This is a genomic window from Exiguobacterium sp. s192 (genome assembly GCF_018618795.1).
GTDB classification, from domain to species: Bacteria; Bacillota; Bacilli; order Exiguobacteriales; family Exiguobacteriaceae; genus Exiguobacterium_A; species Exiguobacterium_A undae.
On record NZ_JACSMS010000006.1, the window covers coordinates 124,555 to 138,583 of the forward strand.

Sequence of the window (14,029 nt, forward strand, 5' to 3'; positions counted from 1 at the left end):
GAAAAATAGGTGTTTGTCATAATTTTTTCCAGTATACTGGATGGATAGGACAAAAGGCGGATAAAGGAGTGGGGAAATGAAAAAGTGGTTAGTCGGTTTGACGGTTTTCGGTTTGCTCGGAACGACGGTCCCGGTTCAGACGGAAGCAGCAGGAACGGGAGCCAAGAAGTTGCCGGTACTGGATACAAAAACAAAAAAAGCATACATCAAAGGGACGTTCGACAGTAAAGGGAAAGCATTGTTCTACTTTGATACGAAAACGTATCTGACGGGCGGGACACACTTGAAGTTTGCGGCGGACGCGACGGAAGCCGTCACAGTCTATGAGTCACAAACGGACTATCAAAAACAACTGGTCTACGAACGTTACGCGGAAGTCAGTGATCAATCGTTGATCTTCCCACTCAGTTGGAGCGGGCGTCAGTACATAGAAATCGAAGGGAAGAAAAATACGGCATTTGTCGTTCCATTTAAACTCGAACGGTTTGAGCCGATGCGTGAACAACTGACAAAAGCCAGCACGTCGGCGAAGGCAAGCAGTCTTGTCGTCAAAGTAACGGGAACGACGAGTCAGACGATGCAGCTGTCTGAGAAAACGGACGCCGTCAAACGGGAGACGATTGACGCCGGACTGAAGCTTGAGAAATTCACGTACCGGACGGTCATACAGGCACTTGCTGCCAAACGCCAACTTGAACAAACACGTGGTGTCGCCTATGTCGAATTCGACAGTCAAATGCGGGGACTCGGTGGCGATGTGTTCAAGTCGTACCAGTGGTCACTGAATAATACCGGCCAACGTGGTGGTGTCAAAGGGGCCGACATTAACTTTGATGCGATGAAGAAGCGGATTGCTTCGAAAAAACAATCGACGGTTCTTGTCGCAGTCATCGATACCGGCATCAATTCGACATATGCTGATTTTTCCGGACGCGTCCGGATGGACCTTGGCTATGATTTCGTCAACCGGCAACGACTCGCGATCGATGATCACGGACACGGTTCGCACGTCGCTGGTGTCATTGCAGCGAACAGCAACAATACGTACGGCATGTCCGGGATCAATGCAAAAGCATCAATCATTCCGATCAAAGTGTTGAGCGAAGACAACTACGGTTCCAACTCGAACATCGCCAAAGGCATCATGCATGCGGTGAAAAACAAAGCCAAAGTCATCAACATGAGCATCGGCGGCGGCTTCTCGTCACGGGCGATTGAAGACGCGCTCGCATATGCGAAAAAACAAGGTGTTCTTGTCGTCGTCGCATCCGGAAACGACGGGACAAATAAATTGTCGTATCCGGCACGATCGCAGTATGCCTTATCGGTCGGCTCCTCCAACCGGTTCGACAAACGATCGGCTTTCTCGAACTACGGCGAAGGACTCGATCTGATTGCGCCAGGACAAGACATTCCAAGTTATCTCAGTGACGGTGAGTCGGCTTTCTGGAGCGGGACGTCGATGGCAGCACCGCACGTAGCTGGGGTTGCGAGTCTTCTCTATAGCTTAAAACCGGCGATTAAAGCATCAGAGGTCGAAAGCATTCTCAAGAAATCAGCACAAGACCTTGGGAAAAAGGGATATGACACGTCGTACGGATACGGTCGACTTGATGCTGATCGTGCCGTCCAACTATTACGTTAAACAGATACTTCGAATCAACCAATACCTTTTAGAAAAGAGCGAAAACACATGACAACAACATTTGGTAAATTGACAATTGCGGCAATTCTTGCCGGTTCAACATTAATCGCAGGAACAGCACAAGCGGCAACCAAAGAAGAAATCCAAGCAACGACACAATTCGAAGCCTTGAAAACAGGGATGACAATGGAGCAAGTCGCCAAAGTGCTCTACGGTAAAAGCTATAAAACACAGTTAACGAAAAAAGACGGGTCGACGATGTTGAAGAAAAAACCAGAGTTCGCGGATAAAGAAGACGGTCAAAAGTTTGCGGCGTACGACTTCTATGACACGAAAGCGAAAGTTCCTCCGACCTATACGGAACTGTCATTCGCGACAAAAAGTAAGGATTCGGTCTACCGTCTGACTTCAAAAATGATCAGCATCACGGCGAAGACGAAAATCGGCGTCCGGGAAAGTAAGATGCAGCTGACGAAAGGTGCCAAGTTGACAGAAGGCATGACAGAAAAACAGCTCGATGCCGTTTTGACGGGTAAGGGACTTGGCGAATGGATGGACTGGGGGTATTCTGATTATTCAACGGTCGCTTCAAAAGCAGACATCAAGCTCGGTCTTGCTGATCCCATCATGATGAAGTCATATGTCTTCCAGACGACGGATCCGAAAAAACGGATGTTCGTCAGCATGGACTATAACTTCAAGAAAAAAATCTACGAAGTCTTTATGTACGAAAAAGTCTCGACAACGGAGTCGTTACTTTAATTCAACGAAACACACACTATCTACACTCATTTTGATGCAAAAGAGTTTACCAGCCGGTAGACTCTTTTTTTCATCTTTTCCCGTTTTTGACAATTCACGGTCGATTTTCAGTATACTCGACTGTAAGATCGTTTTTATTCGACCGATAGTAACGAGAACTAATGAAGTTACATAGGAAATAAGCAACGTTTAATAGAAGGGAACGTGAAAACGTGGAACGTGTCAAAAAAAGAAGGAAAGTCAAAAAGCGGTGGACGCCGTTAAAGATTTTACTGTCGATTGCTTTAGTGTTGGTGATCGGAGTCGGTGGATTCATCGGCTATACGTATTATCAGGTCGACCAGACCGTTAAAAAAATTCAATCGCCGGTCAAAAATACGGGCGACACAGTCGTCGAAAAACAAAAGCCAGTCTCTGTTTTGTTACTCGGAGTCGATCAACGTCCGGGCGAGCGGGGACGCAGTGACTCGATCATGATCATGACACTCAACCCGACGCAAAATGAAAGTCGTCTGATCAGCATTCCACGAGATACGAAAGTCGAAATCGTCGGTCGCGGGACAAATGATAAAATCAACCATGCCTATTCTTTTGGTGGACCGGAGATGGCCATCAAAACAGTCGAGAAGTTCCTCGACATTCCAATCAACTACTATGCGGAAATCAACATGGAAGGATTCACCTCACTCGTCGATGCAGTAGGTGGTGTCACCGTCAACAACGATTTAGATTTTAAAGTTGGTGAAAAGCAGTTCACCGTCGGAAAAATCAACTTAAACGGGGACGAAGCCTTAGCATATACCCGGATGCGTTATGAAGATCCACGCGGTGACTTTGGTCGTCAAATGCGCCAACGCCAAGTCATCGAACAAGTCGTCGCCAAATTATCATCAGATGTCTCGGTCAGTAAATTCAATGCAATCATGGATGTCGTCGGTAAAAATGCACAGACCAATGTATCGTTTAAACCGATGCGGACACTTGCCTTTGACTACATGGATGCTTTCCAAAATCAAAAGAATTTAAAGCTTGAAGGAACAGGTGGAAAAGAAGCGGATGGCATTTATTACTGGAATCCGACAGAAGATTCACTGGCACAAACAAAAACTGCATTACGTTACTCGTTAGGCCTCGAGTAATCAAAAAGGGACAATCCATTTTTCGGATTGTCCCTTTGCGTTTTATCAGGTTATAAATTTTGCTCAGCCAAACGCACCCGGCTGAAACTTGTCCCGGCTTTTTCAAATCGTTGCAGGCGGTAAGAGTTACTTGTAACCAGTCCCGTTGTGTCCGTTTCGAGTTGAAGCGGTGCAAGGGTGGCTAGTTCAGCATTCGTGATCGCCGTTTCCGACCAGTCGATCGCGATGACTTTATCATTTTGGAGCGTAAAGAAATGATTACCGTAAAACAGATAGGTGTTTACTTCGTCGGAAAACGTCCGTTCCGGTGGACCATAAGCACTATTCAAATCTTCGGCAGATTTGCCGATAAGGTCAATGAGCGTCTCGGTAACGAAGCTCGTATCGAGATTATCACCGACCCATGTCAATAACGATTCGTCGGCGATTGCATCTTCTTTCAGTGATTTTGTCGTATCCACTGTTTTGATGTAGCCGGTCAGTTCGTCTGTCAATTCGATTTTACTGACAGTATCGGTTGTTTCTAGAATCCGGTATCCGTCACCGAAGTCAGCTTCATATAGGGTATCGGTTAAACCGGAGTCACTGTAGATGTTTGTGTTACGTGTTTTGACGTAAAGCACGTTAGCTTCGGCTTTAGCATCTGTTTCCGGTTCTTTTGTTTTCTCTTCCGACTTTTCAACTGTCACAGGTTGCTCGACTGTTGATTTTGGTTCCGTTGTAGCAGGACGTGCTAAATAGTTGGAGTAGACGTAAGTACCGGCGGCACCCAACAAGAAACAGAGGAGCAGTAATGCCAGCCAACCCCAAGGAATCTTTCGTTTGACGCGAGGTTCGGTCCGGACTTTGACTTTTTGCCGACGGGGTTCCGTCTCACGATGTGTGCGCGATAAGGATGGCACGATTTCTTCCTCTTCTCGTTGTACAATCGGACCGTCTTCTTTTAGAATCGGTCGGGCGACGAGCGTCCCGTAAAAGTCAGCGAGTTGGGAATGATGTTTACCGGCTAAAAAGGCGGTCCATTCCTCAGCCGTGACGGTATCTTGTTTGAACGGAACGAGTGGTTCTTGTCCGGTCAGGCGAATCATTGTATCTGTCAAAGATTCGGTTGAAGCGAGACTGGAACGAATCCGTTCGTGGAGTCGTTGGATGTCTTCTTCTGAGTGCGATGTATAGTATTGGAGTGCTTGTAACGAGCGATGCATGAAGATCTTCCTCCTATGTCGATATCCGGAAATCCATGTAAAAAGAAACATGTCATTCTTTATTATACGCAACAAATTTCAAAAAACGTATGTTATTTCCTGAAATTTAATCAACCATTTCCCAATTTTTTGTTATACTGAGGTCTAGTTGATGAAGATTTCATCGAATTAGACAGATAAAGGAGAATAATTAAACCATGAATGAAACGATTAGTTTACAAGAATTATTTTCAATTTTGAGAAAATCGCTTTGGCGGATTCTCGCACTGACAATCGTCGCAGCCCTCATCTCATTTGCTGTCAGTACGTTTTTAATTAAACCGACCTATCAGGCCGGCACACAAATTCTCGTCACACCGAAGAAACAGGAAAACGATGTGATTGATGCCGCACAAGTTCAATCGTCCGTCACCCTTGTCAATACATACCGTGTCATTATCAAAAGTCCAGCCATTTTAGAAAAAGTCCAAGCTGAAGTTGAAAATGCACCAGACAGCATCAGTGCCTTAAACAACATGATTACAGTTGAAAGTGAACAAAATTCACAGGTCATCAATGTCTCGGTCCAAAATACGGATGCCGCGCTCGCTTCAAACGTCGCGAACTCTGTCGCTAAAGTATTCAGTGAAGATATCACAGAGCTTATGAATGTCGATAACGTCAAAGTTTTATCAGTTTCCGGTATTCCAACAGCACCAGTCAGTCCAAATATTGTACTTAATACAGCGATTGCAGCTGTCGTCGGCTTTTTACTTGGTGTCGGTCTGTCCTTCTTACGTGAAGTCCTTGATCGCCGGATTCGAACAGAAGAACAAGTCCAACAAATTTTAGATCTACCGGTTTTAGGCAGTATCCCAGATATCGACAGTAAAGTCTTTAATGCATCAAAAAAGGCGTCAAAACGAGAGGCGGTTAAACAGTATGGCTAAGAAAAGCAAAATGAACAAAGATGCACGGAACTTGATTACCGTCACACAACCCAAATCGCCGGTTGCGGAGCAATACCGGACAATTCGGACGAACATTGAATTCATGGCGGTTGACCAAGAAATTCAAGTCATCCTCGTGACATCAGCAACACAAGGGGAAGGAAAATCAACGACTTCTTCGAACTTAGCTGTCGCTTATGCCCAGCAAGGTAAAAAAGTCTTAATCATCGATACCGATATGCGTCGTCCGACGGTCCACTATACGTTCCGAGTCGCGAATGGTCTTGGGTTATCAAGTCTTTTGACACGTCAAGCCGAGCTTGAAAAAGCGATTTTGCCAACGAAGGTCGATAACTTATCGATCTTGACAGCCGGTCCAATTCCACCAAACCCAGCGGAGCTGTTGTCGTCAAACGCAATGGCAAAATTGATTTTGCACTTACGTGACGAGTACGATGTAATCGTGTTGGATGCTCCTCCGTTACTTCAAGTTGCTGACAGCCGGATTACTTCGAAATTGACAGATGGTGTCGTTTTAGTCGTCGGTTGTACAACATCAGATCGCCAGCGTGTCCTGAAAGCAAAAGAACAATTGGAACTTGCTGAAGCGAAAATTCTTGGTGTCGTCTTAAACCGTCGCGAACTGACAGATGATTCCGCGTATCAATACTACTATTCCTATGAGTGAGGGATGCCATCATGGTTGATCTACATTGTCATTTACTACCACTTGTTGACGATGGTCCAGCAAGTGTTGAGCAGGCATTACGCTTAGCAGAACAGGCTGCAAATGAAGGGCTCACACGCATTATTGCGACACCGCATTTGTTTCATCCACAATTTGAAACGACAGACGTCGATGTCCGACTGACTGTTGCGGAGTTAAACGTGTTACTAAAACAACGTAACATTCCAATCACAGTTTATCCGGGACATGAAGTTCGGTTGACGGGCGAGTTGATTGAAGAGGTGAAGACGGGTGTTGCCTTGTCACTCGCTGACTCACGCTATCTGCTAGTAGAATTCCCGTCGACCGGAATTCCTTCTTATGCACGACAAGTATTTGCTGAATTGATTTCCGACGGCTACATCCCTGTTATTGCCCATCCGGAAAAAAACAAAGCCATCATTCAAAATCCAACGTTGCTGTTTGATCTGATTTCGAATGGCGCAATCAGTCAAGTGACTTGTGCTAGTTTAATCGGCAAGTACGGTAAAGATGTTCAACGGTTTGCTGTGGCCTTACTCGAAAATGGTCTTGCGCATTTGGTAGCTTCAGATGCGCATCACTTGGAGAAACGTCCGTTTTACTGGAGTGAATGTCGGAAGTTCCTGGAGCAGGAACTCGAAGGTTGGTTATACGATGAAATTTATGAAAATAACGAAGCAGTGTTACTGAATCAATTGGTAGCGATTAATCCACCGAATCCAGTTGAAAAGAACTGGAAAGGGCAATGGGTCTAATGCTTTTAATGTAAAGGAAAGGTAAAGAGAGTGAATTCCGACTCTCTTTTTTCTATGTTAACGCTTACATTATTAAAATATGGAAAACTTTATGGAATAAGTTCCATAGGGTGTGTTATCGTAATTTACATAAAGAATGACAAGTTGATTATATTATGGAAATCTGAATTTAGAACTGGGAGTCGATTTCATGGTTCGTATAAAGAAGGCGGTTATTCCAGCGGCAGGTCTCGGTACACGTTTTTTACCGGCAACAAAAGCGATGCCAAAGGAAATGTTACCAATCGTCGACAAACCGACGATTCAATATATCATCGAAGAAGCCATTGAATCAGGTATTGAAGACATTTTAATTATAACGGGCAAAGGAAAACGCGCGATTGAGGATCATTTTGATTCCGTACCGGAACTGGAAGCAAACTTGATTGCAAAAAATAAATCCGAGCTGTTGCATTTAGTAGAAGCAACGACAAATATCAACATCCATTTCATTCGTCAATCAAAGCCGAAAGGTCTTGGAGATGCAATTCTACAAGCAAAAGCCTTTATCGGCAACGAACCGTTTGTCGTTATGCTTGGTGATGATATTGTGCAAGCGGAAGTGCCGTGTACGCGGCAATTAATTGAACAGTATGAGATTACGAAAAGTTCGATTATCGGTGTACAACCGGTTGCGGATAAAGATACACATCGTTACGGAATTGTTGATCCAAGCACAAGCATCTCAGAGAATTTACATAAGGTAAAATCATTTGTTGAAAAACCAGCACCAGGAACGGCGCCATCAAATTTGGCGATTTTAGGTCGCTATTTATTGACACCAGAAATTTTTAAATACTTAGAAACACAAGAAGTCGGATCTGGCGGTGAGATTCAATTGACCGATGCGATTACACGACTCAATGAAATGCAACGAGTCTTTGCTTATGAGTTTAAAGGCAAGCGATATGATGTCGGTGAAAAATTAGGTTTTATTCAAACAACACTTGAGTTTGCGTTGAAACGGGATGATCTTGGAGACGATGTAGCCAAGATGATGGAAGAACTACTGGCAGAACGAGCAAAAGCATCTTCACTTATCTAAATACTTTTCACCAATCATAAACAGAAAGGAGACTGCTTTTTGAAATTCTACTATTATTATCGAACCCTGACGTTAGCTTGTATTGATGCTGTAGCTTTAGGTGTTGCGATGGGATTTACTTATTTTTTCTTATATCCCAAAGAATTGTTTGAACTAATTGATAGTCAGTTGTTACTGCAATCAGCTGCTGTTTTTGCTTTGTTGTTCGTCACATTGGCTTTCTTAATGAAGCTGTACCGTGTCAATTGGAAGTACGCAAGTATTCAGGAGGCCCTGACCTTGTCCTTATCACTCGGTGTCAGTTCGCTTGGACTGATGGTGTATCAAAAATTTGTGTTCGGACAAGTGCTTGAACGAATCACGATTCTTAGTTTTTGTATTTCGTTATTGCTACTTGGAGCGATTCGTGTTGCCCTTCGCCTTCTTGGAATCGGACAACATTGGCGAAAATACGCGTTACCAAGAAAATTGGTCAAGTCGCGTAAAAGAACTCTTGTGATTGGAGCAGGTCGAGCTGGAAGATCTTTAGTCCGTCAATTATATGTATCTCCGTTCCATGAGTTAAAGCCTGTTGCTTTTTTGGACGATGATCCAAAAAATATGCATTTTATGATTCAAGGGATTGAAGTGGTTGGGACAACAGAGAACTTAAAATCGGTCATCGAAAAGCACCGGATTGAAGCGATTGTGCTTGCAATTCCGTCATTAAAGCAACAACGACGAGTAGAACTGATCACGGAAGCGAAAACGCTTTGTAAAAATGTCCAAACGTTACCGATGATTGAAGAATTGATTACCGGTAAGGTTTCTGTCAGTGCGATTCGTGATGTTTCAATTGAAGATTTGCTTGGTCGTGAGCCAGTTGAACTTGATATTTCTGGAATCAAATCAGAGATTGAGGGACGAACAGTCCTTGTCACTGGAGCGGGCGGATCAATCGGATCAGAAATTTGCCGACAAATTATTCAATTTAATCCAACAACCCTTTTGTTACTTGGGCATGGTGAAAATAGTATTTACCTGATTGAACGAGAATTACGTGGACTTCAGTTTCCTATTAATTTAGTGCCGATCATTGCCGACGTTCAAGATCGAACGCGACTGGAAGAAGTGTTTGCAACACATAAACCACAAGTTGTTTTCCATGCAGCTGCACATAAACACGTACCTTTAATGGAAGCAAACCCATACGAATCAGTTAAAAACAATGTCTACGGAACAAAAAATGTTGCTGAAGTTGCTGATTTATTCCAAGCAGAACGATTTGTCATGATCTCAACCGATAAAGCCGTAAATCCAACGAACGTCATGGGATCCACAAAACGAATTGCTGAAATGGTCGTTCAGGAACTGGGGCGTCGCAGTAAAACAAAGTTTGCTGTCGTTCGTTTCGGAAATGTACTGGGTAGTCGTGGATCAGTGATTCCACTGTTCAAATCACAAATTTTAGCTGGTGGACCGGTCACTGTGACGCATCCAGAGATGACACGTTTCTTTATGACGATTCCAGAAGCAAGTCGCTTAGTCATTCAAGCCGGCATCTTAGCGGATGGTGGAGAAGTGTTTGTTCTTGATATGGGAGAACCGGTTAAAATCGTAGATCTTGCAAAAAATATGATTGAACTGAGTGGGTTTACAGAAGACGAAATGCCAATTGTGTTCTCGGGGATTCGCCCAGGTGAAAAAATGTATGAAGAATTACTCAAAGACGGTGAAGTGGATTCAGAAGCAATTTATCCCAAAATCTTTGTTGGTCGAACGCGACAAAAAGAACCGGTCATGAACATTTTAAATTTAGTTGATCGACATAAGAATGCACCGCTGCAATTAAGAGCGGTCTTACTCGATATTGCAAACGATGTGGTTGTGCGAGAAGAAAATTTAGTTTGATAAACCGTATATAAAAAGGAGGAATGAAATTTGAATTACTTAAAAATCAAACGTCCCCTCGGATTTTCGATTGCCCTTGTTGCTTGTTTAGTTTTAATTCCTGTTTTTATCTTGATCATGGCTGCAATTAAGATCGAATCACGAGGTCCAGTATTTTTTAAGCAAAAACGAATTGGTCTAAATAAAAATCATTTTAACATTTTAAAATTCCGAACGATGTACATTGAAACGCCAAATGATACTCCAACACATTTGTTAGCAGATCCAGATGTATACATTACGCGTGTTGGAAAGATTTTGCGAAAAACTAGCCTCGATGAATTACCACAACTGTTTAACATTTTGAAAGGTGAGATGGCATTTGTGGGACCACGTCCGGCTTTATGGAATCAATACGATTTAATCGATGAACGTGATAAGTATCAAGCCAATAACACATTACCCGGTTTAACAGGTTGGGCACAAATCAATGGCCGTGATGAATTACCGATTGAGATCAAGGCGAAACTTGACGGAGAATATATTCAACGAATGGGAATTTTAATGGATACACGATGTTTCGTTGCAACAATTTTTAGTGTTTTGAAAAGTGATGGAGTTGTTGAAGGTGGCACAGGAAATATGAACTTAAAAGAAGTTGCTGTGACTAAAGAGGAAAATCAATGAGAGAAAATGTTTTCATAACTGGAGCAAATGGTTGGATAGGTAAAAAACTTCTTGAAAAACTTCTCGCAAAACAATTTAACATAACAGCTTTAATTAGAAAAAAAAATGCTGAATCTTTTATGCTCGAGGAAAAACACAATAATTTGCAATTCATCGAAGGCGACCTAGAAAAAGTTGAAGAGTGGAAGCATGGATTAAATGGAGTAGACACTTTGATTCATTTAGCTGCAAAAGTGCACACTTATAGTAAAAGTGAAAAAGAAGCAACAGCTTTTTATGCTATTAATTTCGAATCTACGAAAAAAATTTTTGAAAAAGCAGAAAAATATGGAGTTAAAAAAGGAATATTTATCAGTTCTGTCGCTGTAGACGATCTTACTACAGAAAAAGAAGGCAAAATTGAATATGCTTATGCTTCAAGTAAGATTAAAGCCGAAAGATTTTTGATTGATTTTAAAAAAAGTTCCAATATGTCTATTCAAATTATTCGGCCAGTAACTTTATACGGGGGACAAGATAAAGGGAATTTCAGAAGACTTTATAAGCTGACTCGCTTTAATTTTTTTCCGATTATTGGAGAAGGAGAAAATTTAAAATCGGTCATATATTATGAGGATTTTGCAGAATCGTTAGTAAATATTATGCAAGAACCAATTAGCTCAACAAAAGAAGTTCTTACCATTGGAGCAGAGACAATTTCAATGAATGAAATTGCACAACAATTCAAAAAAAGTAATAAAAGAATGATAATAGTCAAATTACCTGTCACTCCATTAAGGGTGATTTTAAAAATAATAAATATAGTGAACAAGACGTTTAGCTTAAAAATTAATCGACAATTGAATACATTAATTCAATCTAATACTTATGAATATGAAGAAAATCTAAAGTACTTACCGAGTAAAATAACTTTCTTTAGAAACATAAACTTTAAAAACGAGTATATAGGAAACGAGCCTAAAAAATGAAAAAAATCTTAATACTATCTGAATTTTTTTATCCAGATAAAAGTTCTACGCCAAAAGTTTTAACTGAGTTGGCAGAAGATCTTGTTAATAATGGATTAGAGGTTGAAGTAATTTGTTCGAATCATTCGTATAAAGGAAGTCTAAAATTATCTAAAAAAGAAACAGTTAACGGAATTAAAATTAGTCGCATTAACTCTAGCAACTTTAGTAGAGATAGTAAGCTAGGTAGGATAATTAACTACATGAGTTTTACCGCTAATTTATTTGTGAAACTTCTTTTTTCTAATAAGTATGACTCTATTTTAGTCGTCTCAAATCCACCATTAATTCCATTTATCGCATATCTCAATAAGTTGATAAAAAATAAGCCTTATTATTATCTAGTACATGATGTTTATCCTGACATTGCTGTTGAAGTGGGGGCAATCAAAAAAGATAGTATGCCTTACAAATTGATGAACAATATCAATCAACTCGCAATCAAAAATACGGAAAAGCTCATTGTCTTAGGTAAAGATATGAAAGATATCTTCTTGAAAAAAGGAGTAGAGGAACAGAGCATAAAAATTATCACAAATTGGTCTAAGAAGTATGAACTTAGCCTTGAGAAAACAGATAACGCATTTTACAAAGAAAGAGAATTGATTAGCACTTTAAATATTGTCTACACAGGAAACATTGGAAGATTTCACGATATTGAAACAATAGTTGAAATTGCAAAAGTATCTATGAAGGATTTACCTAACGTTAGATTTATTTTTGTGGGTGACGGGTTCAAACGTCCGGAATTAGAACAAGCTATTAAAAACGGTACCAGTAATATTATAATTTCAGACTATCAATATGATGACTCTTATTTAGATGTTTTATCGGGAGCTGATTTGTTCATATCAACTTTGTCACCTAGAATAAAGGGCTTAGGTGTTCCTTCAAAAACCTATTCATATTTGGCCGCGGGTAAGCCTATCATTGCAATTATGGAAAAGGGAACTGAAATTGGTGATTTAGTAGAAAATGAAAATCTTGGAATAAGAGCTGATAGTATGGAAGTTGGTAAGGTGATTGAATTTATAAAAGACATCTCTTTAGACACCATTAAGTTAAAGGCAATAGAAGATAAGGTTAAAAAAGTTTTTCTGGAAAGATACGAACGTCAAAAAGTTACTGATGAGTTTTATCATCTACTAAAGTAAATTATCGGAGGAGTTAATATGTTTTCAGATAAAATATTGTTAATCACCGGAGGAACAGGTTCTTTCGGACATCAGGTGTTAAAACGATTTATAGACACAGATATCAAAGAAATTCGCATTTTTAGTCGAGATGAGAAAAAGCAAGATGATATGCGTAACTTGATTCAAAATGACAAAGTTAAATATTACATTGGTGATGTTAGAGACTACAACAGCATTGCTGACGCAATGAAGGATGTAAACTACGTGTTTCATGCGGCTGCATTAAAGCAGGTTCCTTCATGTGAGTTTTATCCGATGGAAGCAATTAAAACAAATGTTCAGGGATCGGACAATGTATTTCGTGCTGCAAAGTACCACAATGTTGAACGTGTCGTTTTGTTGAGTACAGACAAAGCAGTATATCCAGTTAATGCTATGGGGATTTCAAAAGCAATGGCTGAGAAGTGCATGATTGCAGCTTCGCGAAATGTTTCTGAAAATGAAACAGTTTTCTGTTCAACGCGTTATGGAAACGTCATGGCTTCACGCGGATCAGTTATTCCTTTATTCGTCAATTTGATGAAGGAAGGAAAAGACTTAACAATTACAGATCCGAGTATGACACGTTATATGATGTCGCTGGAAGAATCGGTTGATTTAGTATTATACGCATTTAATAACGCTAAGCAGGGAGATATTTTTGTACAAAAAGCTCCTGCATGTACAATCTTTGAATTAGCAACTGCATTAAAAGAACTGTTCAATGCAAAAAGTGATTTCAAAATCATCGGACCACGGCATGGTGAAAAATCATATGAGACGTTACTTACTAAAGAAGAATTTGTTAAGGCAGAAGATCATGGTGAGTATTATCGCATACCGGCTGATACACGTGATTTAAATTATGAAAAATTCTTTACAGAAGGTAACGAATTAGTTCGTGACCATTTGGAGTATAACTCTGATAATACAAATCGGGTAAACGTGGAGCAGGTAAAAGAAATGTTATTAGACCTTCCTTATATTCAATATGAGTTGGCTCAATGGAAAGGCGAAAAAGTCGAATCAGATAGCATCATTGAATTGATGTAAGGAGGAAGTA

13 protein-coding genes are annotated in these 14,029 nt (G+C 40.8%); 12 read left to right on the top strand and 1 reads right to left on the bottom strand.

The window, feature by feature from the left end; translation table 11 throughout:
• Window positions 1-76: 76 nt before the first annotated feature.
• The 3 genes from KNP87_RS11400 to KNP87_RS11410 all read left to right on the top strand — a co-directional run bounded on the left by KNP87_RS11400 (window position 77) and on the right by KNP87_RS11410 (window position 3,546).
• Window positions 77-1,645, top strand: a complete 1,569-nt coding sequence (locus KNP87_RS11400) for a S8 family peptidase (RefSeq protein WP_214721727.1) — start codon at window positions 77-79, stop codon at window positions 1,643-1,645.
• Between the two features lie 48 nt (window positions 1,646-1,693).
• Window positions 1,694-2,407: a hypothetical protein gene (locus tag KNP87_RS11405; RefSeq protein ID WP_214721728.1), complete on the top strand. Its 714-nt coding sequence runs from the start codon at window positions 1,694-1,696 to the stop codon at window positions 2,405-2,407.
• 212 nt (window positions 2,408-2,619) lie between these two features.
• Entirely contained in the window at window positions 2,620-3,546 is a 927-nt protein-coding gene (locus KNP87_RS11410) for an LCP family glycopolymer transferase (protein WP_214721729.1), read from the top strand.
• Between the two features lie 50 nt (window positions 3,547-3,596).
• On the opposite strand, the gene KNP87_RS11415 is transcribed toward KNP87_RS11410, so the two are convergent.
• Complete coding sequence (locus tag KNP87_RS11415) at window positions 3,597-4,751, bottom strand: hypothetical protein (protein WP_214721730.1); 1,155 nt, start codon at window positions 4,749-4,751, stop codon at window positions 3,597-3,599.
• A gap of 197 nt (window positions 4,752-4,948) precedes the next feature.
• On the opposite strand from KNP87_RS11415, the gene KNP87_RS11420 reads away from it, so the two are divergent.
• From KNP87_RS11420 to KNP87_RS11460, 9 genes are all read left to right on the top strand, one after another.
• Window positions 4,949-5,680: a YveK family protein gene (locus KNP87_RS11420; RefSeq protein ID WP_214721731.1), complete on the top strand. Its 732-nt coding sequence runs from the start codon at window positions 4,949-4,951 to the stop codon at window positions 5,678-5,680.
• Complete coding sequence (locus KNP87_RS11425) at window positions 5,673-6,368, top strand: CpsD/CapB family tyrosine-protein kinase (protein ID WP_028105609.1); 696 nt, start codon at window positions 5,673-5,675, stop codon at window positions 6,366-6,368. The genes KNP87_RS11420 and KNP87_RS11425 overlap by 8 nt, the downstream gene beginning before the upstream one ends.
• 11 nt (window positions 6,369-6,379) lie before the next feature.
• Complete coding sequence (locus KNP87_RS11430; RefSeq protein ID WP_214721732.1) at window positions 6,380-7,144, top strand: tyrosine-protein phosphatase; 765 nt, start codon at window positions 6,380-6,382, stop codon at window positions 7,142-7,144.
• Between the two features lie 190 nt (window positions 7,145-7,334).
• On the top strand, window positions 7,335-8,228 hold the full coding sequence (gene galU, locus KNP87_RS11435; protein ID WP_214721733.1) for a UTP--glucose-1-phosphate uridylyltransferase GalU: 894 nt from the start codon (window positions 7,335-7,337) through the stop codon (window positions 8,226-8,228).
• Between the two features lie 39 nt (window positions 8,229-8,267).
• Window positions 8,268-10,118: a polysaccharide biosynthesis protein gene (locus KNP87_RS11440; protein WP_214721734.1), complete on the top strand. Its 1,851-nt coding sequence runs from the start codon at window positions 8,268-8,270 to the stop codon at window positions 10,116-10,118.
• A gap of 30 nt (window positions 10,119-10,148) precedes the next feature.
• Entirely contained in the window at window positions 10,149-10,784 is a 636-nt protein-coding gene (locus KNP87_RS11445; protein ID WP_214721735.1) for a sugar transferase, read from the top strand.
• Complete coding sequence (locus tag KNP87_RS11450; RefSeq protein WP_214721736.1) at window positions 10,781-11,752, top strand: NAD-dependent epimerase/dehydratase family protein; 972 nt, start codon at window positions 10,781-10,783, stop codon at window positions 11,750-11,752. The genes KNP87_RS11445 and KNP87_RS11450 overlap by 4 nt, the downstream gene beginning before the upstream one ends.
• Window positions 11,749-12,945, top strand: a complete 1,197-nt coding sequence (locus KNP87_RS11455) for a glycosyltransferase family 4 protein (protein WP_214721737.1) — start codon at window positions 11,749-11,751, stop codon at window positions 12,943-12,945. Before KNP87_RS11450 ends, KNP87_RS11455 begins: the two co-directional genes overlap by 4 nt.
• An 18-nt stretch (window positions 12,946-12,963) precedes the next feature.
• Window positions 12,964-14,019 (top strand): polysaccharide biosynthesis protein, encoded by a 1,056-nt coding sequence (locus KNP87_RS11460; protein ID WP_214721738.1) that lies wholly within the window; start codon window positions 12,964-12,966, stop codon window positions 14,017-14,019.
• The last annotated feature ends 10 nt before the right edge of the window (window positions 14,020-14,029 follow it).

Coding starts and splice junctions, on each gene's coding strand:
- KNP87_RS11405 (WP_214721728.1), top strand. CDS start 1,694: ATGACAACAACATTTGGTAAATTGACAATTGCGGCAATTCTTGCCGGT.
- KNP87_RS11450 (WP_214721736.1), top strand. CDS start 10,781: ATGAGAGAAAATGTTTTCATAACTGGAGCAAATGGTTGGATAGGTAAA.
- KNP87_RS11455 (WP_214721737.1), top strand. CDS start 11,749: ATGAAAAAAATCTTAATACTATCTGAATTTTTTTATCCAGATAAAAGT.
- KNP87_RS11400 (WP_214721727.1), top strand. CDS start 77: ATGAAAAAGTGGTTAGTCGGTTTGACGGTTTTCGGTTTGCTCGGAACG.
- KNP87_RS11425 (WP_028105609.1), top strand. CDS start 5,673: ATGGCTAAGAAAAGCAAAATGAACAAAGATGCACGGAACTTGATTACC.
- KNP87_RS11430 (WP_214721732.1), top strand. CDS start 6,380: ATGGTTGATCTACATTGTCATTTACTACCACTTGTTGACGATGGTCCA.
- KNP87_RS11420 (WP_214721731.1), top strand. CDS start 4,949: ATGAATGAAACGATTAGTTTACAAGAATTATTTTCAATTTTGAGAAAA.
- KNP87_RS11415 (WP_214721730.1), bottom strand. CDS start 4,751: ATGCATCGCTCGTTACAAGCACTCCAATACTATACATCGCACTCAGAA.
- galU (WP_214721733.1), top strand. CDS start 7,335: ATGGTTCGTATAAAGAAGGCGGTTATTCCAGCGGCAGGTCTCGGTACA.
- KNP87_RS11460 (WP_214721738.1), top strand. CDS start 12,964: ATGTTTTCAGATAAAATATTGTTAATCACCGGAGGAACAGGTTCTTTC.